The organism is Micromonospora sp. NPDC050784 (assembly GCF_044456765.1).
GTDB classification, from domain to species: Bacteria; Actinomycetota; Actinomycetes; order Mycobacteriales; family Micromonosporaceae; genus Micromonospora; species Micromonospora foliorum.
The window spans coordinates 127,917-148,088 of the sequence record NZ_JBITGG010000003.1 but is presented as its reverse complement, the minus strand read 5'-3'; the positions used below and the strand labels follow the sequence as shown (position 1 = coordinate 148,088).

Here is a 20,172-nt window from a genome sequence, read left to right as displayed (position 1 = left end):
GCGGACGGTCAGCGGCGAACCGAGAACAGCCCCGGCGGCGGCGGATCGGAGCCGGTGGCGTCGGCATCCCGCACCACAGCCGCGCCACCGGCGAAGCGGTCCAACTCGTCGCCGGCCACCACCCGGCCGGGGAACCAGTCGCCGGCAGCACGTCTGGTCAGCTCCGGTACCGGCGGTGTGGACCGCCCGGCGACCAGCACCAGATTCCCGTACCGGCGCCCGCGCAGCACCGCCGCGTCCCCGATCAGGCACGCCTGCGGCAGCACCGAACGGACCGTGGCGACCTGCCCACGGGCGTGCCGCAACGGCGGGCCGTCGGCCAGGTTCGCCAGGTACCAACCGGCGGGGCGGAGCACCCGGGCCACCTCGGCCGCGTACTCCACCGACGTGAGGTGGGCCGGGGTACGCGCACCGGCGAACACGTCGGCGACCACCACGTCGTAGCTGGCCTCACGGGTGGACGCCAGCACCGCCCGGGCGTCCTCCACCCGGACCCGCACCCGGGCGTCGGGTGGCCACGGCAGCGCCCGACGGACCAGCTCCACCAGCGCACCGTCCACCTCGGACACCCGCTGGGTGGACCCGGGTCGGGTGGCGGAGACGTACCGGGGCAGGGTCAGGGCGCCGCCACCCAGGTGCAGCACCCGCAGGGGCGCACCCGCCGGTGCGATCAGATCCACGGCGGCGGCCAGCCGCCGCACGTACTCGAACTCCAGGTGGGTGGGGTCGGTCAGGTCGACGTGCGACTGCGGCGCCCCGTCCAGCAGCAGCGTCCACGAGCCGGCCCGGTCCGGAGCCGGGACGAGCTCCGCCAGCCCGGTGTCCACCTGCTCGGCCACCCGGTCCGTTGCCCGTTTACGCCCCACCGGAACCAGTATCCGCGTTCAACGGGCGGCGCGTGCCGCGGTGGTCAACGCGCGGTGCAGCAGCCGGGAATCGCCGAGCAGGGCCCGCAGTCGGCGCTCCAGGCCGGCGATCGGGATCAGGTTCTGTGGGGCCCGCGGATCCTTGTACGGGGTGGAGGCGAAGCGCGGCAGGGTGACCAGCGACAGGTCGGCCAGCTCGATCGCCGCCTCGACGGGCAGGTCGGCGGAGCACTCCACCCGGACGATGCCAGCCCACGGCGCGCCGATCGCCACCGGAAGCCGCAAATACCACGACCAACCGCCCCAGGCGGTGCCGAGCCGGAACACCGGGGACCGTTCACCCGACGCCATACCGGTCACCACCGCGGTCAACCGCGCATCCAGGTACTGGCTGTGCTGCGTCTTGATGTAGCCCAGGGTGCGCGGCAACTGCCGGCGACTGCGCAACGGGCCGTCCACCACCAACAGGTCACCGTCGACCCGGGCGGCGTCGGACACCGCCACCTCCAACGCGGTCAGCGGACCCTGCACGGCGGCCGGCAGCTTCGCCAGCTCACCGGTGCCACCCACCCGGTGCACCGGGTAACGGATCGCGCCCGCCACCACATCCTGCGCCGACGGGCTCGCGGTGAACAGGCCCCGACCAACCCGGGTACCCGCCAACTGCGCCGCACCCCGGCCCAGGTCGCACCGGACCACCCCGGCCGCGTACGAGGCGGCCAACCCGGGGAACGACCCGCCGTCGGTCTCGGCCGTCCAGATGCTCGCGTCGATGCGGCGAACCCCGTCGACCAGCAACACCACGTCGGGCGCCCGCACCCCGGGGCGTACCCCGATGGCCCGCCAGTCCACGGCGGGCACCTCCACGTCCGCGTCGACCTGCGCGCTGCTCGGCGCGGCCGGCCCGGCGGCGGACGCCTCGAACGACGCCCCGTACGCCGGATCCCACGAATCCACGAAGAACGCGGCGTCACTCACCGGCCGGTCCGTCCCATCCGCGCTGCACTCCTCGCGCTCACCGAGCTGGCCCTTCGTTCGCGACTGCGGGGCTCCGCTGCGCTGCACTCCTCGCGCTCACCGAGCTGGCCCTTCGTTCGCGACTGCGGGGCTCCGCTGCGCTGCACTCCTCGCGCTCACCGGCCGGTCCGCTCCACGCGCGCGGACCGGGCATCCTTGCGCACCTCGAAGCGGACCGGGATGCGCTCGGCCAACGCCGGCACGTGGGTGACCACGCCGACCATCCGATCGCCCCGGGCCGCCAGGTTTTCCAGGGTCGCCGCGACCGTGTCCAGGGTGGCGGCGTCGAGCGTGCCGAAACCCTCGTCCAGGACGATCGACTCCAGGCTCGCCGCCGTGGTCGACATCCCGGCCAACTGCTCGGAGAGCGCCAACGCCAACGCCAGCGACGCCTGGAACGTCTCACCGCCGGAGAGGGTGCGCACGCCCCGACGCAGCCCCGCGTCGTGGTGGTCGACCACGACGAACTCGCCCTTGTCGTGCACCAGCTCGTACTGCCCGGAGGAGAGCTCCCGCAGGATCCCCGACGCGCCGTCGACCAGCAGGTCCAACGCCTCGGCCAGCAACCACCGTTCGAAGTTGTTGGCCCGCAGGTGCCCGGCGAGCGCGCGCGCCACCTGCGCCTCCCGCTCGTGCCCCGCCCTCTGCTCGCGCAGTGTCCCGGCCTGCTCGCGACGCTCGTGCAGCCGACGTCGGTCGGCGTCGGCCCGCTCCACCGCCACGGTCGCCGCGTGCACCGGGTCGTCCCCGACCGGCACGTCGGCGGCCGCGAAGATGCCCGCGATGGCCCGCTGCACGCCGTCGGCCACCGTCTCGGCCTCCGCCACGGCGGCGGCCCGAACGGCCCGGTCGGCGCGGCGGCGCTCCGCCTCGGTCGTCGCCCAGCCGGTCAGCGCCGCCCACGCGGCGGCCACGTCGTCCCGGTCGGTCGCCGGTGGACCGAACCGGGCCAACCCGTCACGGGCGGTGTCGAAGGCCCGCCACGCCGCCCGCAGTCGCTCCTCGGCGACGTCCACCCCGGCCCGGGCCTGCCGAGCGGCCTCGCGGCCGGCCCGGACCGCCGTCGCCGCCTCCTCCAGCGCGCGCCGCAACCGCGCGTGCTCGGCCAACTCCCGGCGCAGCACGGCCGGCTCGGCCGCACCGGAGAGCTGCCCGTCCAGTTCGGCCAGCCGGGCCTCCACCTGCTCCTGCCGGGCTCGCGCCTGCACCAGCAGCCGCTCCAGTTCACGTGCCGCCGTGTCCCGCTGCTGCACGGTCGCCTGCGCGGCCTTGGTCGCGGCCCGCGCGGCCTTCCCCGCCGCCGTCGCGGCGGCCACCGCCGAATCGGCCGGCACCGCCGGCACCTCGGCCACCGGCTGCTCGCACACCGGGCACGCCGCGCCAGCGTGCAGGTGCACCCGCAGGCTCACCGCCAGGTCGGTGGCCTTCGCCTCCTCATGCGCCCGGAAGGCCGCCTCCAGCTCGGCGTCGGCCCGCTCGGCGACCACGCGTGCGGCGGCCAGGGACGCCACCGCCGCGGCGTGCTCGTCGTTCGCCGCCCGCACCGTCGCGCGGACCGTGTCGGCCTCGCCGGCCAGCCGGTCCCGATCGTCGTACGCCCGCAGTTGCAGTCGCAGCGCGCTCTCGTCACCGGCGGCGGCCAGCTCGCCGCGCAGCTTGTCCTCCCGCTCCTCGGCCAGCGACACCCCGGTCGCCGCCGCCTCGGCCTCGGCCCGCGCCGCGGCGACCGCGCGAGCGACCTCGGTCACCCCACCCGGAGCGCGCACCCCGGTCAGCACTGTCAGCTCGTCGTCCAGCGCGGTCAGCGCCGCCGCGGCCTCCCGTGCGGTGACCCGGGCCGCCGCCAACTCCGGCACCGCCTCGGCCACCGCGGCCGCCAGCTCGGCCATCCGGTCGACCCGGGCGTCGGCCTCGGCCAACGCCTCGTCGTCCACGCCGGTCAACCCGGCCAGCACCTGGTCGACCGCCTCCAGGCGGGCCTCCGCCTGCCCGGCGCGCGCCGTCGCCTTCTTCTGCACGTCCTCGTAGACGCCGAGACCCAACAGGTTGACCAGGATCTGTTGCCGTGTCGCCGGCTTGGCGTGCAGGAAGTCGGCGAACTGCCCCTGTGGCAGCACCACACAGCTGGTGAACTGCTCGTACGGCAGCCCCACCGCCTCCAGCACCGCCTGCTCCATCTCGGCGGGGGTGCCGGCCACCACCTCGCCGAGGTCGTCCGGGCTCAACCCGGTGTCCAGTTTGGTCACGTCGAAGCCGGCCGGCATGAGCTGCAACCCGGCGTTCGCGGTCTTCACGTTGCCCCGGCCGTCCCGGCGGACCACCCGGGTCGCCACGTACCGGGCACCGCCGGACTCGAAGACCAACCGCACCCGCGCCTCGGTCGCCGACGGCGCGAGGGCGTTCGCCAACCCTCGGGCGCCACCCCAGCGGGGCACCATGCCGTAGAGGGCGAAGCAGATCGCGTCCAGCACTGTCGACTTGCCCGAGCCGGTCGGGCCGATCAGCGCGAAGAAGTCGGCGTCGGTGAAGTCGACGGTGGTCTCGTCCCGGAAGACCGTGAACCCGGCCATGTCCAACCGCATCGGACGCATCAGTGCTCGACCTCCTCGAAAAGCTCGTCGAAGAGCTCCCGGACACCCTCGTCGGCGTGGCCCCGGCTGTCCAGGTAGTCGGCGAACAACTCCCGGGGCGAACGCCCCGATCGCTGGGCGATGCGCGCGCCACTGCCCGGCGCGGCCAACAGCTCCGGGTCGATCCGGATCTCCAGGGCCCGGGGGAGCAGCTCCTGGACCTCCTCGCGCAGGCCGGCGCGGGGTTGCTCCCGCACGTACACCCGCAGCCACGCGTCCGGTGCCTCGATCTCGGCGAGCTGGGCCAGGGTGCCCCGCACCGTCCGCAACGCGCTCGCCGCCGTGACCGGCACCTCCCGCACCCGGGCGGCGGTGCTGGCGGTCACCTCGACCATCGTCACCGAGGGGACGTTCTCCTGCTCACCGAAGTCGACCGCTAGCGGACTGCCGCTGTACCGCACCGGGCAGGGGCCCGCGACCCGCTGCGCCCGGTGCAGGTGACCCAGCGCCACGTAGTGCGCGGTGGCCGGGAAGACGGTGGCCGGAACGGCGTAGCCCAACACGGTGTGCGCGTCACGCTCGCCGCCACCGGTGGCCGCGCCGGTCACCGTCACGTGCGCGGTGACCAGGTGCACCCGGTCCGGTTCGGTGAAGCCCTCGGTCAGTCGACCCAGCACCCGGCCCAGGTGGTCGGCGTACGTCTGGTTGGTCTCCGCGGCGGTCAGCTCGTACATCTCCAACGCGCGCACCGCGTACCGCTGGGACAGGAACGGCAACGCGGCCAGCCGCCACCGCTCGCCACCGGCGGTGGTGCCGTCGATGACGTGCTCGTCCGGATTTTCCCGCACCCCGCCGCGCAGCGTGATGCCGGCGGCCTCGGCCCACGGGCGCAGCGCGTCCAGCGCCGGGCCGTTGTCGTGGTTGCCGCCGATCGCCACCACGTCCGCGCCGGTCCGCCGCAGCGCCGTCAACGCCCGGGTGACCAGGCGGGTCGCCTCCGAGCTGGGCGCGGCGGTGTCGTAGAGGTCACCAGCGACGATCACCAGATCCGGCTGTTCGGCACGGGCGATCTCGATCACCCCGGCCAGCACCGCCTTGTGCTCGTCGGCCCGGGACTGCCCCTTGAGGACCTTTCCCACGTGCCAGTCGGAGGTGTGCAGGATCTTCATGGCTGTGCTGGCCTTTCGTTCGCGACTGCGAGGCTCGCAAGCTCACTCCTCGCGCTCACCTGTGCTGGCCCCTAGCTAGAACGGGATGTCGTCGTCGGTGCTGCCGCCGCCGGAACCCACCACGGCGAACGGGTCGGCGGACTGGGTGATCGAGCGCAGCGTCTCCGATGGTGCCCGGCCCGCCTCGGAGACCCGGGTGGCCCAGGCCGGGAACGGGAACTCCAGGCAGAGCGGCACCGGAATGTCCGGCTGGTTGACGAACATGGTGCCCGGCTTGGCCAGCAACGCCCGCTGGCGCTGCGCGGGCGGCAGGAAGCCGTACTCCGGACGGGACGCCTCGGCCGGGTCGAGCCGGCCGACCACCCGGATCGCCGAGTTGGTGACGATCCGCCGCTCCACCTCGCTCGCCGTCTGCTGGGCGCCGATCAGGATCACCCCGAGCGAGCGGCCCCGCTCGGCGATGTCCAGCAGGACCTCCTTGATCGGGGAGGAGCCCTCCCGGGGGGCGTACTTGTTGAGCTCGTCGAGGACGACGAAGAGCAGCGGCTTGGCGGTGCCGGACTTCTCCTTGCGCTCGAACTCGCTCTTGAGCGTCACACCGACCACGAACCGCTGCGCGCGGTCGGGCAGGTTGTGCAGGTCGACCACTGTGACCTGCGCCGACTCGCTCGTGTTGATCGAGTGGGGGCGCCGGGTCGCGAGGTCACCGCGGATCAGCCGGGCGAGGTCCTTCTTGCTGCCGATCAACCGCCGGGCGAACGCGTTGACGGTGCCCAGCCCCACCGCGCTGCCCGCCCAGTCGGAGCGGGTCTCGTCGTCGTTGAGCTGGTCGACGATGTGGTCGACCAGATCGCCGTAGGAGCCGAGCCGGACCCCGTCGATGCTCACCCCGCCGTCGGCGGGCTGGGCGTAGCGGGCCAGGTGCGCGGCCACCGAGTGGACCACCATCGTGTACTGCTGGCGCTCGTCGTCGGCGTCGGCGAAGACGTACGGCAGCAGGCGGTCGGTGCAGAACTCGCTCAGCGTCCAGTAGAACGAGTCGACCCCGGTGAGCCGGCTGCTCACATCCGGCGTGCCGGCCGGGTCGCCGACCCGGGGCGGGGCGTAGACCCGCACGTCGGGGAAGGCGCCGGCGCTCAACCCGAGCTTCGCGTACGCCGCTCGGGTGGGCTCGTCGAGGCGGGTGTTGGGGTGGTCCAGGAAGAGCAGGTCCTCGCCCTTGACGTTGAAGATCAGCGCCTTGGCGTTGACCGCGTCGCCGCCGAGCACGCCGGAGCGGAACACCGAGTAGAGCAGGAAGGTGGCGAAGCTGGTCTTGGTGGCCACCCCGGAGATGCCGGAGATGGAGACGTGCGCGCCACGGCTGCCGTCGAGGAAGTCGGCGTTGAGGTAGACCGGGACGCCGTCCCGACCCATCCCCATCGGGATGCGCCGTTCCATCCGGTCGAAGTGCAGCGCGCGCGCCCGGGCGTCGCCCTCGGCCCGGTGCACGACCGCGCCCGGGGTCGGCGGCACGTACAGCTCGGGGTCGACCCGGGTGGTGGTGACCTCGGCCGCCTCCTGCACCTGCGCGGGCAGCGTGCCGTCGGCGATGGCGAACACGTCGGAGTCGAACTGGGCGCCCTCGTGCCGAGCGCGGACCTGGGTGACCACCCCGGCGATCGTCACCGGCTCCCGGTCCGGCAGCTCCCGTCGGGTGACCACCACGTCGTCGAGCTGGAGGTAGCTGCCAGGTGCCACGGCCGTCCAGAACTGCAACGGGGTGGCGTCGGCGGTGCCCAGCACGCGCCCGACCGCCTCGCCCGGGCTGTCGAGGTCGGCGTCGCTCATCGGGCGACTCGGGTCGGTCGGGCAGCACGGTCGGGAACCATGCTGTGCATCCTGCCCGAGGAGTACGACAGGTCGCCACGCGACGCGGCGGACGACACCATCCGCCGTCACACTCACGACGGTGGGTGTGTGACCGGGCGACGGCGGGTCACCGGCGGGCGTGGCGGAGCAGGAGCACACCGTCCTCGGCGGCGAGCACGTGCCGCAGTGTCAGGTGCCGGGGCGGTGCGGCGCCGCCGGCGGTGATCCGGCCGGGGCCGGGCCCGGCCAGCAGTGGCGAGACGGTGAGGCACAGCTCGTCCACGAGGTCGGCGGCGGTGAGCGCGCCGAACAGGTGTGGGCCACCCTCGCAGAGCAGTTGGGTCAGCCCGCGTCGGTGCAGCTCGGCGAGACCGGCGGCCAGGTCGACCCGCTCGGTACCGCAGCGCAGCACGTCGGCGACGTCGGTCAGCCCGGGCGGCGGGTCGGCGTCGGCGTGGGTGAGCACCACCGGGCGGGTCGGCGCGTCGGCGAAGGCGGCCTGCGCCGGATCCAGGTCGAGCGAACCGGAGACGACCACAAGCGTCGGGTACTCGGCCAGCCCGTTGGCGCGGCGCCAGGCGCGGCGGCTCTCGTTGAGGCGGACCGCCCGGTACCCCTCGTGGCGCAGAGTGCCGGCCGCCACCACCAGGGCGTCGCAGACCATCCGCAGCAGGCCGAACACCCGCTTGTCCGGCTCGCCGGAGAGCCCGGCGGAGTAGCCGTCCACGGTGACCGCGCCGTCCAGGCTGGCCACGAAGTTCACCCGCAGCCGGGGCTCGTCGGCGCGGCCGTAGAGAGCGGTCAGCGCGGTGTCGTCGAGCGGCTGCGTCGACGGCTCGGGCCAGAGCCGGCGGATCGGAATTCCGACGGTCATTCGCCGGCCGGACCGGTGACCGGAGGGGTCGGTTCGGCGGTACGGTGCTGGCAGTCGCACCAGTTCCGGCCCGGGCAGTCGTCGTGTCGCCGGGCCCGGCACGCTCGGCAGATCATGCTCGCAGCCTAAGCCGCGGGAGGACAGGACAGCATGCCGCGTCAGATCTTCCAGCTGAAGATGTCCCTCGCCGGGACCCGCCCGCCGGTGTGGCGCCGGGTGCTCGTGCCGGCCGGCTACACGCTGGACCGGCTGCACCGGGTGGTGCAGCACGCGATGGGTTGGCGGGACTGCCACCTGCACTCGTTCGAGATCGACGCGATGCAGTACGGCGAGCCGGACCCGGACGGGGAGTTGGCGTTGCACGACGAGCTGGACGTGCGGCTCGACGCGGTGCTCGGCAAGGGCAGCCGGTTCTCCTACACGTACGACTTCGGCGACTGGTGGGAGCACGACCTGGTCGTGGAGGACGCGTTGACCGCCGGCCCGGACGAGCGGTACCCGGTCTGCCTGGCCGGCGAGCGGGCCTGCCCGCCGGAGGGGATCGGCGGGCCGTCGGGCTACCAGGCACTCCTGGAAGCCCTGGACGACCAGACCGGCACGTCCCCCGTCGGCCCCCGCCAGGCGATGCTGCGCGACTGGGCGGGTCCGACCTTCGACCCGTCCCGCTTCGACCCCGCCCGCGCCACCACCCTCCTCCGCCGCTTCAGCTGATCCCCCCGCCCCACCTTTGTTGATCAACAAGTTTGCGTCAGCGGAGCCGCTTTTCCTGACCGAAACCTCTTGATCAACAGGGGTGGGGCGGGTGGTGTTCGTCGGGTGGGCGGTGCCCGAGTGATCAGCGGTAACGATCTGGGAACGCTCCCAACGCCCTATTGACACTCCCGTTACCCGCCGGCAATCTCATGGGAGCGCTCCCGGAGGTGGCATGGGTCACTCACGCATCCCCGGCCTGGCGCGATGAGCACCCCCCACCACACACATCAGCCTCACCACCGGAAAGAGGGGTCAGCGCATGAGTGTCACCACGCGGCGTACCCGCCTGGCGGCCGCTGCCCTGGCCGCGATCACCGCAATCAGCGGTCTCGCGGCCTGCGGCAACGACGACGACAAGCCGGCGGCCGGCGAGAAGCCGGCCAAGCTGGTCGTCGACACGTTCGGCGAGTTCGGTTACGAAGAGCTCGTCAAGCAGTACGAGAAGGACACCGGCATCAAGGTCGAGCTGCGCAAGACCGCGCAGCTCGCCGAGTACCGGCCGAAGCTGGTCCGCTACCTGGCCACCGGCAAGGGCGCGGCGGACGTCACCGCCCTGGAAGAGGGCATCCTCAACGAGTTCAAGCCCAACGCGCGCAACTGGGCCGACCTCAACCCGCTGGTCGCCGACCACTCCAAGGAGTTCCTGCCCTGGAAGTGGGAGCTGGGCAAGGCACCGGACGGTCGGCTGATCGGCCTCCCGACCGACGTCGGCAGCCTCGCCGTCTGCTACCGCAAGGACCTGTTCCAGGCTGCCGGTCTGCCCACCGAGCGCGACCAGGTGTCGGCGCTCTGGCCGGACTGGAAGGGCTTCCACGACGCCGGTCTGAAGTACAAGCAGGGCAGCGGCGGCAAGGCGTTCATCGACTCGATCACCGCCGTCTCCAACGGTGTGATGTTCCAGGGCAACGGTGACCTGTTCTACGACAAGGAAGACAACATCATCGCGGACACCAGCCCCGCGGTGAAGAACGCCTGGGACACCGCCACCTCGATGGCGGACATCTCCGCCAAGGCGCAGACCTGGTCGCCGGAGTGGTCGGGTGGCTTCAAGCAGGGCACCTTCGCGGCAACCTTCTGCCCGTCCTGGATGCTCGGCATCGTCTCGGAGAACTCCGGTGCGGCCAACAAGGGCAAGTGGGACGTCGCGTCCGTGCCGGGCGGCGGCGGTAACTGGGGCGGCTCGTGGCTCGCGGTTCCGGCGCAGAGCAAGTACCCGAAGGAGGCGGCGAAGCTCGCCGAGTACCTGACCAACGCGAAGAGTCAGGTGGAGGCCTTCAAGGCCAAGGGCCCGCTGCCCACGAACCTTGAGGCGCTGAAGAACGAGGCGTTCATCGGCTACACCAACGAGTACTTCAGCAACGCGCCGACCGGCAAGATCTTCGGGGAGAGCGTCGCCAAGATCCAGCCGACCCACCTGGGCCCCAAGCACCAGGCGGTCAAGGAGAACGCGCTCGAGCCGGCCCTGCGGGCGTTCGAGAGCGGGCAGGCCGACAAGGCGAAGGCCTGGGAGCAGTTCACGAAGGATGCCAAGACTCAGGGTGCCTTCTGAGTGATTCCCTGCCGGTGGCGTTCGGGGCTTCCCGGACGCCACCGGCCGGTCCCCTCCGCGTAGCGCCCTGCGCGAGGGCCCCCGGGCCTCGCCGGAAAAGGAAATTCGTATGAGCCTGTCGGCTACGACGGCACCGCCGTCGCCAGCAGCACCGCCTTCTCCCGACCTCCCTTCCCGGCAGCGCCGGGGAAGGTTACTCAACCGCCTCGACGTCAAGTACTCGCCGTACCTCTACATCGCACCGTTCTTCCTGATCTTCGGCGCGTTCGGGTTGTACCCGATGGTGCGTACCGCCTGGATGTCGCTGCACGACTGGGACATGATCGGCGAGCACTCGTTCATCGGCTTCGACAACTACACCCGGCTGTTCTCCGACGAGTACTTCTGGAACGCGCTGGTCAACACGTTCGGCATCTTCGCCCTGTCGACCATCCCGCAGCTGTTGCTCGCCCTCTTCCTGGCGAACCTGCTCAACCGGACCTTCCTGCGCGCCAAGACCTTCTTCCGGATGGCCATCTTCATGCCGAACGTGGTGTCGGTGGCGGCGGTCGCGATCGTCTTCGGGATGCTGTTCCAGCGGGAGTTCGGCCTGTTCAACTGGCTGCTCGGCCTCGTCGGTGTCGACCCGGTCGACTGGGACGGGCAGCGGTGGAGTTCCTGGTTCGCCATCTCCTCGATGGTCAACTGGCGGTGGACCGGTTACAACACCCTGATCCTGCTCGCCGGCATGCAGGCGATCCCGAAGGACCTCTACGAGGCCGCGGAGATCGACGGCGCCGGCCCGTGGCGGCAGTTCTGGCAGATCACCCTGCCCATGCTCAAGCCCACCTTCACCTTCGTGGTCATCCTGTCGACGATCGGCGGCATGCAGCTCTTCACCGAGCCACTGCTCTTCGCCAACGGCAACATTCTCGGCGGCAGTCAGCGGGAGTTCCAGACGCTTGCCATGTACATGTACGAGATGGGCATCGCGAACCTGAACACCGCCGGCTACGGAGCCGCGGTCGCCTGGGCGATCTTCATGATCATCGTCGTGGTGTCGCTGTTCAACTTCCTACTCGTCCGCCGCTCGGCGAAGTGAGGAGAGATCGATGATCTCGGCTTCCCAGCGCCTGTGGCGCACCAGCCCGCTGACCTACGTGGCGCTCGTCCTGGCGGCGCTGCTGTCGATCTACCCGTTCTACTACATGCTGGTGATCGGCAGTCGCAGCCTGGACTCCATCAACGACGTGCCGCCGCCGCTGACCCCCGGCGGAGCGTTCGGTGACAACTTCGGGCGGGTGCTCGACAACGACGCCGCCAACTTCCTCACCGGCATGATGAACTCGATCATCGTCTCCTCGGTGGTCACGCTGTCGGTGGTGCTCACCGGTTCGCTGGCCGGGTTCGCCTTCGCCAAGCTGAAGTTCCGGGGCAGCAACGCCCTCCTGCTGGCGATCATCGTCACCATGATGATCCCGACGCAGATGGGGCTCATCCCGCTCTGGGGCATGATGCAGGACCTCGGGTGGTACGACACCCTCTACGCGGTCACCGTGCCGTTCCTGGTCAGCGCCTTCGGCGTGTTCATGATGCGGCAGTACGCCAGTCAGGCCATCTCCGACGAGCTGATCGAGGCCGGCCGCGTCGACGGGGCGAGCACGTTCCGGATCTACTGGAGCATCGTGCTGCCCGCGCTGCGTCCCGCCGCCGGCGTGCTCGGTCTGCTGACCTTCATGGAGACCTGGAACTCGTTCATCTGGCCGTACGCCATCCTCACCCCGGAGAACCCGACCCTGCAGGTGTCGCTCTCCTTCCTGTCGTACGCCTACTACACCGACTACTCCCAGGTGTTCGCCGCCACGGCGATCGGAACCATCCCCCTCGTACTCGTCTTTCTCGTGTTCGGCCGCCAGATCATCGGCGGGATCATGGAAGGTGCCGTCAAGTCGTGAGCAACCCCGCCAGCCCACCCGCCGTCGACGTCCTCGACGAGCGCCCCGGGCTGACCTTTCCACCCGGATTCCTCTGGGGGGCCGCGACGGCGGCGTACCAGATCGAGGGGGCGGCGGCCGTGGACGGCCGTGCCCCGTCGATCTGGGACACCTTCAGCCACACCGAGGGTCGAGTCGTCGCCGGGCACACCGGGGACGTGGCGTGCGACCACTACCACCGCCTCGGCGACGACGTCGCGCTGATGGCCGAGCTGGGCCTGAAGTCGTACCGTTTCTCGGTCTCCTGGTCCCGGGTGCAGCCCACCGGTACCGGCGCGGCCAACCCGCGTGGCCTGGACTTCTACCGGCGACTGGTGGACGAGCTGCTGGGCAATGGCATCGAACCGTGGCTCACCCTCTACCACTGGGACCTGCCCCAGCCGCTGGAGGACGCCGGGGGCTGGCCGGCCCGGGACACCGCGGCCCGCTTCGCCGACTACACCGCCCTGGTGGCCGACGCGCTCGGTGACCGGGTGCGCTACTGGACCACGCTGAACGAGCCGTGGTGCTCCGCGTTCCTCGGCTACGGCTCCGGCGTGCACGCCCCCGGCCGCACCGACGGAGCGGACGCGGTGCGCGCCGGACACCACCTGATGCTCGGTCACGGCCTGGCCGTGCAGGCACTGCGGGCCGCCCGCCCGGCCGCCGAGGTGGGCGTGACAGTCAACCTCTACCCGGTCGATCCGGCCAGCGACACCCCCGCCGACCGGGACGCCGCCCGGCGGATCGACGGGCTGGCCAACCGGTTCTTCCTGGACCCGCTGCTGCGCGGGTCGTACCCGGAGGACCTGGTGGCCGACCTCAGCACGGTGACCGACTTCGACCACGTGCACGACGGCGACCTGGAGACCATCTCCACGCCGCTGGACCTGGTCGGGGTCAACTACTACAGCCGGCACGTGGTCGCCGCACCGGTCGAGGGCGTCGAGGCCGACCCGGCCCCGTCGTGCTGGCCGGGCAGCGAGGATGTCAGGTTCGTCACCCGTGGCGTCCCGGTCACCGACATGGGCTGGGAGATCGACGCCCCGGGCCTGGCCGAGACGCTGCGCCGGGTACACGGCTACACCGACCTGCCCCTGTACGTCACCGAAAACGGTTCCGCGTTCGTCGACTCGGTGGTCGACGGGCAGGTCGACGACGTCGACCGGCTGGCCTACTTCGACGCCCACCTGCGCGCCGCCCACGAGGCGATCGACGCAGGAGTGCCGCTGCGGGGATACTTTGCCTGGTCGTTGATGGATAATTTCGAATGGGCCTGGGGTTACACCAAGCGGTTCGGCATGATCCACGTCGACTATGACAGCCAGGTCCGCACCCCCAAGTCCAGCGCCAAGTGGTACGCCTCGGTGATCCGGCGCAACGGTCTGGCCGCACAATAGGCTCGGGCCAGCCATCAGGACGGCCCCGGCGACCACCTCTGGCAGGTGGCGCCGGGTCCGTCCGCCGTCGGAGGAGCAGACGATGACAACGCAGCGCACCCGGTCGCTCGGGCGCCCGACCCTCGACGCGGTCGCGGCGCGCGCCGGCGTCGGTCGGGGCACGGTCTCCCGCGTGGTCAACGGCTCGCCCCAGGTCAGCCCGGAGGCCCGGGCCGCGGTCCAACAGGCCATCGCGGAGCTGGGGTACGTGCCGAACCGGGCCGCCCGTGCGCTCGTCACCCAGCGCACCGACTCCGTCGCGCTGGTGGTGTCCGAATCCGGCGAGCGGGTCTTCACCGAGCCGTTCTTCGCCGCGATCGTGCGGGGGATCAGCTCCGGGCTGCTGGAGACGCCCATGCAGCTCTGGCTGGCCATGGCGCAGTCGCCGGTGGAGCGGGAGCGGGTCGAGCACCACCTCACCAATCAGCACGTCGACGGCGTACTGCTGCTGTCGTTGCACGACTCCGACCCGCTGCCGACGCTGCTTGAGGAGCGCGGCCTGCCCGCCGTGCTCGGCGGTCGGCCCGCCCGGATGCTGCAACCCGGCGCCCAACCGGCCTGGTTTGTCGACGTGGACAACGTTGGCGGGGCCCGGCAGGCGGTGGAGTACCTGGCGCGGCAGGGGCGGCGACGCGTCGCCACCATCGCCGGTCCGCAGGACATGGGTGCCGGCCTGGCCCGGTTGGCCGGCTACACCGACGCGGTCAAGGCCACCGGTGCCAGCGTCAACCCCGACCTGATCGCGTACGGCGACTTCAGCGAGGGCAGCGGCGCGGCCGGAATGCGCCGACTACTGGACGTCTGCCCGGACCTGGACGCGGTCTTCGTCGCCTCCGACCTCATGGCGTTCGGCGCGCTGCGTACCCTGCGCGAGGCCGGCCTGCGCGTACCGCAGGACGTCGCGGTGATCGGCTTCGACGACGCGACGATCGCCCGACAGGCGGAACCGCCGCTGACCACGGTCTTCCAGCCGGTGGAGGAGATGGGCCGGCAGATGGCCCGCCTGCTGGTGGCTCGGATCCGCGGCGAGGAGCTACCCGCCTCCCACATCCTGCTGGACACCCAGCTGGTCCACCGAGCCTCCGCCTGACCCACCCATCCCGGCGGTGGGGTTACGGGGTCCAGCGGCGGAGTTCGCGCTTGGCCAGGGAGTTGCGGTGTACCTCGTCGGGGCCGTCGGCGAGGCGCAGGGTGCGGGTTTGCGCCCAGAGGGCGGCCAGTGGGGTGTCCTGGCTGACGCCGGCGCCGCCGTACCCCTGGATCGCCTTGTCGATCACCCACTCCGCCATCGCCGGCGTGCCGATCTTGATGGCTTGGATCTCGGTGTGCGCGCCCTTGTTACCGACGGTGTCCATCAGCCAGGCCGTCTTGAGCACCAGCAGTCGGGCCTGCTCGATGCGGACCCGGGACTCGGCGATCCACTCCCGGACCACGCCCTGCTCGGCCAGCGGTCGGCCGAAGGCGATCCGTTCGTTGGCGCGGCGGCAGAGCAGTTCCAGGGCCCGTTCGGCCATTCCGATCAACCGCATGCAGTGGTGGATCCGGCCCGGCCCCAGTCGGGCCTGGGCGATGGCGAAGCCGGTGCCCTCGGCACCGATCAGGTTCTCCGCGGGCACCCGGACGTCGGTGAAGTCGATCTCGGCGTGCCCGCCGTGCGAACCGTCGGTGTAGCCGAAAACGGTCATGCCCCGGCGCACGGTCACCCCGGGGGTGTCCCGGGGGACCAGCACCATGCTCTGCTGGCGGTGCCGGTCGGCGGTGGGGTCGGCCTTGCCCATCACGATGAAGATCTCGCAGCGCGGGTCCATGGCACCGGACGACCACCACTTCCGCCCGTTGATCACGTACTCGTCGCCGTCGCGGGTGATTCGGGTGGCGATGTTGGTGGCGTCGGAGGACGCGACATCCGGCTCGGTCATGCAGAACGCCGAGCGGATCTCACCCTCCAGCAGCGGCATCAGCCAGCGCTGCTGCTGCGCCTCCGAGCCGAACTCGGCCAGCAACTCCATGTTGCCGGTGTCGGGTGCCGCGCAGTTGACCGCCTCCGGCGCGAGGTGCGGGCTGCGCCCGGTCAGCTCGGCCAGGGGAGCGTACTGGAGGTTGGTGAGGCCGGCGCCGTAGCGCGGGTCGGGCAGGAAGAGGTTCCACAGGCCGCGCTTGCGGGCTTCCGCCTTCAGCTCGGCCAACACCGGGGTACGCGACCACGGGTCCCCGGCGGCCACCTGCTCGGCGTGCACGGCCTCGGCCGGATAGACGTGCTCGGTCAGGAACCGGGTCAGCTCGTCGCGCAGCTCCTCGGTCCGGCTGTCGTATGAGAAGTCCATCACCGCTCCCTGGCGGCGGTCAGCCCGTGCGCGACCAGCGGTGCCACCATCTCGCCGATCCGGTCGAAGCCCTCGCCGAGCGTCTGCCCGAGCGTGTGGCGGTAGTGGATGCCCTCGCAGATGACCGCGAGTTTGAAACAGCCCAGTGCCACGTGCCAGTGCAGTGGCCCGACGTCCACGTCGCTGCGTCCGGCGTACCTGTCGATCAGCTCACTGCCGGTGGGGAAGCCGGCGCGCGGGCCGAGCCCGTCGGCGACGGGGTTGCCCGCGGCGGTGTCGCTGCCGCCGAGCACGTCCCAGTACGTCAGCAGCAGCCCCAGGTCGGCGAGGGGGTCGCCGAGGGTGGCCATCTCCCAGTCGAGCACCGCGTGCACGGCGACCGGGTCGGCCGAGGCGAGGAGGTTGTCCAGCCGGTAGTCGCCGTGCACGATCCGACCGGCGTTCGCGCCCTCCGGGGCGGTCGCCGCGAGCAGGTCGCGCAGCTCGTCGATGCCGGGCAGTGGGCGGCTGCGGGAGCGGTCGAGCTGCCCGGCCCAGCGGCGGACCTGCCGGGCCAGGTAGCCCTCGGGGCGGCCGAAGTCGGCCAGCCCGACCGTGGACGGCTCGACGCTGTGCAGCGCGGCGAGCGTGTCCATCATCGCCATGGCGAGGGCCCGGCGGCGCTCGTCGCCCAGCGGGTCGGTCTGCGCCCGGGTGCGGAACACCTCGCCGGGCATCCGCTCCATGAGGTAGAACGGCGCGCCGATCACCTCGGGGTCGGCGCAGAGCAGCAGCGCGCCCGGGACCGGCACCTCGGTCGGTGCCAGCGCCGAGATGACCCGGAACTCGCGGCCCATGTCGTGCGCGGTCGCCAGCACGTGCCCCAGCGGCGGGCGACGCAGCACGACCTCGCGGTCGCCGAGGCGCAGCAGGTAGGTGAGGTTGGACTTGCCGCCCGCGATCAGCTGGGCCCGTAGTGGCCCGGCGGCCAGCTCGGGTCGGTGCTGTGCCAGGTAGTCGGCGAGACGGTCCAGGGCCAGCCCCGCTGGGGAGACGGGAACGGCCCCCGGCCGCGACTCATCGACGGCCGGATCGCTCATCCGACTAGTTGATGGCAGCCCGTTCACGTTGTCAAGGTCAGATTCGTCGGACGTGTCGTCGGGAGGGCTTCGGCCACTCGGACGTAGCGCCTCAGCGGGTTGAGCCGGCATGACGGACAATCACCATTCTTCCGACAATTGCCTGTATATCGTCGTGAGGGCGGATCGCTGGGGGCGGTCTCCGGAGCGACGGGGGCCAATCGTGGTGAAGGCGAGCAAGGGTACGACAACCGTCGGCGAGCTGTTGCTCAGCCGGCTCTACGACCTCGGGGTCCATGTCTTCGGGTTGCCGGGGGACTACAACATGGATTTCCTCGATCAGATCGAGGCGTTCGACGGGATCGAGTGGGTCGGTAGCTGCAACGAGCTCAACGCCGGCTACAGCGCCGACGGATACGCCCGCCTCGCCGGTGTGGCCGCGATCCTCACCACGTTCGGTCCCGGTGAGCTGTCGGCGGTCAACGCGCTGGCCGGGGCCATGGCGGAGTCGGTACCCATAGTCTCGATCGTCGGTGGTCCACCCGAGGAAATCATGCGGCAGCACACCTCCATGCACCACTCGCTCGCCGACGGCGACTTCGACCACTGGGTACGGGTGGCCCGCGAGGTGACAGTCGCCCAGACCTCGCTGACGGCGCAGAACGCTCTGGGGGAGGTCGACCGGGTGCTCACCGAGTGCTGGTCGCAGCAGCGTCCGGTCTACGTCCGGATTCCCGGCGACGTGGCCCACGCCGAGGTCGCCGGGCCGGGACAACGGTTCACCCGGCCTGAGCCGGTGGTGGCGCCCGGGCAGCTCGACGCCTTCGCCACTGCCGCCCGGCGACTGCTCGCCGGGGCCGAGCGGCAGGCCATGCTGGTGGGAAACCTGCCGATCCGCTTCAACCTGGGCGCGGCCGTCACCGCCATGGCCGCCCACCGAAACTGGCCGGTGGCCGCGCAGTCGCTGGGACGGGACTGCTCGACGAGTCCGACCCCCACTACGTGGGCATCTACAACGGCGGCGACAGCCCCGATGAGGTCGGTGAGGTGGTGGAGGGCGCGGACGCACTGGTCTGCGTGGGCACCACGTTCTTCGACTGGGACGGCCTGTTCACCGCCGACCTGAAGGTGGACCGGGTGATCAGCCTGCACCGGGACGCCGCCGTCGTCGCCGGCACCCGCTTCGCCCCGGTCGCGTTGCCGGCGGCGCTGCGGTGCCTGCACGAGATCGCCCCGAACCGTACGGCGGAATGGTCACGCGCGCCGCTGCTGGCGGGTGACCCGCCCGTACTCGACCCGTCGAACAACGAACCGATCCGGCAGGCACGGCTCTGGCCGGCGATCCAGAGCATGCTGCGCGAGGGAGACATTTTCGTCCCGGAAACCGGCACCCCGTCCTTCGGCGCGGCGACGATGCGGCTGCCCGCCGGGGTCACCGTCGTGGAGCCGCCCATCTGGGGCTCGATCGGGTACGCCACTCCGGCCGCGTTCGGCGCCGCGGTGGCGGCGCCGGACCGAGGGACGGCACCAGCCGTACAACGACATCGACAACTGGCGGTACACGGAACTGCCCTCGGTGTTCGCCCGGGACAAGACCTTCACCGCTCATGTCGCTCGGACCGAAGGCGAGCTGGCCGCCATCCTGGCCGGCATCGACGGGCCACCGGCCCAGCTGACCCTCATCGAGGTGGAGACCGACCCGCTGGACCTGCCCGCCGGCATGCCCCAGCGGGGTCGGGAGACGTCCGCCGCGGACTACCACGCACAGCTCGCCGCCACACCGGTCCTGCCCCTGGGCGGGCTGTCCTGAGCATCGGCGTCCGCTTCCTCACCTGCCGGAACCACTCGGTCACCGGCCGGTAAATTTCCGCTCGGGACATGCCCCTGCAACAGGGACGAAATGGTCAACTACCAGGCTGGGGCCAGCCTGCCGGTCGCTCTTTCGCCGGCCCGCCGAGCGGAGGGACAGACATGTTGCTGCGAGTTCGGGTCACCCTGCCGGACCGTCCGGGCACCCTCGGTCAGGTCGCCCGCACGTTGGGCGTCTCCGGGGCGGACATCGTCCAGGTGGTGGTCCTCGAACGGCTCGGCGGGCGCGCGGTGGACGACTTCACCGTCGTCTGGCCGGGCGCGGCGCGGGTGGAGCGGCTGCTGGCTGGCCTCGCGGCGATACCGGGCGTGCGGGTGGACGGTGTGTGGCGGGCGATCGGCGCGCCCACCACCACCGGCCAGGACGCGGAGCTGTTGGCGCAGGTCGCGGCCAATCCGGTGGACGGGTTGGCCACCCTGGTCGACGCGGTGCCCGGGTTGTTGGCCGCCGACTGGGCCGTGGCCGCCGTGGTGCCGGTCGACTGGGCCTCCCGGACCGGCGGTGGCGGGGCGACCGTGGGGCACGCGAGCTGGCGTACTCCGGTACCCCTGCAGCTGCCGGAGGTCACCCCGCTGCGCGGGCGGTCGATGACCACGCCCGACGGCACCCACCACGCGATCGCGCCGTTCGGCCGGGCGGGCCTGGTGTTGGTGGTGGCCCGCGAGCGCAGCGAGACCCTCTCCGCCGCGGCGTTCCACAGCACCGAGGTGGACCGGCTCACCCAGCTCGTTCGCGCCTGCGCGGTGATCCTCGGTGACCGCCTCGACCTCGTCGGCGCGCCGCCGGTGGTCGCCGGCCCGTGAGCGGCCCGAGGAGTTCCCGGGCCGACACCGCCGGGCAACCGGGCGGCAACAGGCGCGGGTGAGGCTCTTACCGGGGA

The 20,172-nt window shown here is 71.7% G+C and carries 15 protein-coding genes and 1 pseudogene; 8 read left to right on the top strand and 8 right to left on the bottom strand.

All coding sequences use genetic code 11. From position 1 onward, the window contains the following. Positions 1-8: 8 nt before the first annotated feature. From ACIBD9_RS05160 to ACIBD9_RS05135, 6 genes are all read right to left on the bottom strand, one after another. Positions 9-866, bottom strand: coding sequence for a spermidine synthase (locus ACIBD9_RS05160; RefSeq protein WP_396714693.1), 858 nt, complete (start codon positions 864-866; stop codon positions 9-11). 18 nt (positions 867-884) lie between these two features. Continuing rightward, positions 885-1,844 (bottom strand): hypothetical protein, encoded by a 960-nt coding sequence (locus ACIBD9_RS05155; protein WP_396714691.1) that lies wholly within the window; start codon positions 1,842-1,844, stop codon positions 885-887. Positions 1,845-1,999: 155 nt separating this feature from the next. Further along, positions 2,000-4,474: an AAA family ATPase gene (locus ACIBD9_RS05150; protein ID WP_396714689.1), complete on the bottom strand. Its 2,475-nt coding sequence runs from the start codon at positions 4,472-4,474 to the stop codon at positions 2,000-2,002. Further along, positions 4,474-5,622 (bottom strand): exonuclease SbcCD subunit D, encoded by a 1,149-nt coding sequence (locus ACIBD9_RS05145; RefSeq protein WP_396714687.1) that lies wholly within the window; start codon positions 5,620-5,622, stop codon positions 4,474-4,476. The genes ACIBD9_RS05150 and ACIBD9_RS05145 overlap by 1 nt, the downstream gene beginning before the upstream one ends. A gap of 75 nt (positions 5,623-5,697) precedes the next feature. Beyond that, positions 5,698-7,452, bottom strand: coding sequence for an ATP-binding protein (locus ACIBD9_RS05140; RefSeq protein ID WP_396714685.1), 1,755 nt, complete (start codon positions 7,450-7,452; stop codon positions 5,698-5,700). A 148-nt stretch (positions 7,453-7,600) separates the two neighbouring features. Continuing rightward, the gene (locus ACIBD9_RS05135) at positions 7,601-8,347 is read right to left on the bottom strand and encodes a pyrimidine reductase family protein (protein ID WP_396714683.1); all 747 of its coding nucleotides are present in this window, start codon (positions 8,345-8,347) and stop codon (positions 7,601-7,603) included. A gap of 150 nt (positions 8,348-8,497) precedes the next feature. Between ACIBD9_RS05135 and ACIBD9_RS05130 the strand changes: the two genes are divergently transcribed. From ACIBD9_RS05130 to ACIBD9_RS05105, 6 genes are all read left to right on the top strand, one after another. Continuing rightward, entirely contained in the window at positions 8,498-9,058 is a 561-nt protein-coding gene (locus tag ACIBD9_RS05130; RefSeq protein WP_396714681.1) for a plasmid pRiA4b ORF-3 family protein, read from the top strand. A gap of 301 nt (positions 9,059-9,359) precedes the next feature. Continuing rightward, on the top strand, positions 9,360-10,649 hold the full coding sequence (locus ACIBD9_RS05125; protein WP_387177070.1) for an ABC transporter substrate-binding protein: 1,290 nt from the start codon (positions 9,360-9,362) through the stop codon (positions 10,647-10,649). Between the two features lie 109 nt (positions 10,650-10,758). Continuing rightward, a complete protein-coding gene (locus ACIBD9_RS05120; protein ID WP_396714678.1) occupies positions 10,759-11,730 on the top strand; it encodes a carbohydrate ABC transporter permease in 972 nt (323 codons plus the stop codon). Positions 11,731-11,740: 10 nt separating this feature from the next. Beyond that, on the top strand, positions 11,741-12,583 hold the full coding sequence (locus tag ACIBD9_RS05115; RefSeq protein ID WP_387177072.1) for a carbohydrate ABC transporter permease: 843 nt from the start codon (positions 11,741-11,743) through the stop codon (positions 12,581-12,583). Then, positions 12,580-14,001, top strand: coding sequence for a GH1 family beta-glucosidase (locus ACIBD9_RS05110; protein WP_396714676.1), 1,422 nt, complete (start codon positions 12,580-12,582; stop codon positions 13,999-14,001). Before ACIBD9_RS05115 ends, ACIBD9_RS05110 begins: the two co-directional genes overlap by 4 nt. An 82-nt stretch (positions 14,002-14,083) precedes the next feature. After that, positions 14,084-15,130, top strand: a complete 1,047-nt coding sequence (locus ACIBD9_RS05105; protein WP_387177074.1) for a LacI family DNA-binding transcriptional regulator — start codon at positions 14,084-14,086, stop codon at positions 15,128-15,130. Between the two features lie 22 nt (positions 15,131-15,152). Here ACIBD9_RS05105 and ACIBD9_RS05100 read toward each other — a convergent pair whose 3' ends face one another. Then, positions 15,153-16,364, bottom strand: a complete 1,212-nt coding sequence (locus tag ACIBD9_RS05100) for an acyl-CoA dehydrogenase family protein (protein WP_396714673.1) — start codon at positions 16,362-16,364, stop codon at positions 15,153-15,155. Next, entirely contained in the window at positions 16,364-17,443 is a 1,080-nt protein-coding gene (locus ACIBD9_RS05095; RefSeq protein WP_396714671.1) for a phosphotransferase family protein, read from the bottom strand. The genes ACIBD9_RS05100 and ACIBD9_RS05095 overlap by 1 nt, the downstream gene beginning before the upstream one ends. A 202-nt stretch (positions 17,444-17,645) precedes the next feature. Here ACIBD9_RS05095 and ACIBD9_RS05090 point away from each other — a divergent pair. Further along, positions 17,646-19,232, top strand: a pseudogene (locus tag ACIBD9_RS05090) (alpha-keto acid decarboxylase family protein). Positions 19,233-19,393: 161 nt separating this feature from the next. After that, the gene (locus ACIBD9_RS05085) at positions 19,394-20,095 is read left to right on the top strand and encodes an amino acid-binding protein (RefSeq protein WP_396714669.1); all 702 of its coding nucleotides are present in this window, start codon (positions 19,394-19,396) and stop codon (positions 20,093-20,095) included. Positions 20,096-20,172: the final 77 nt, after the last annotated feature.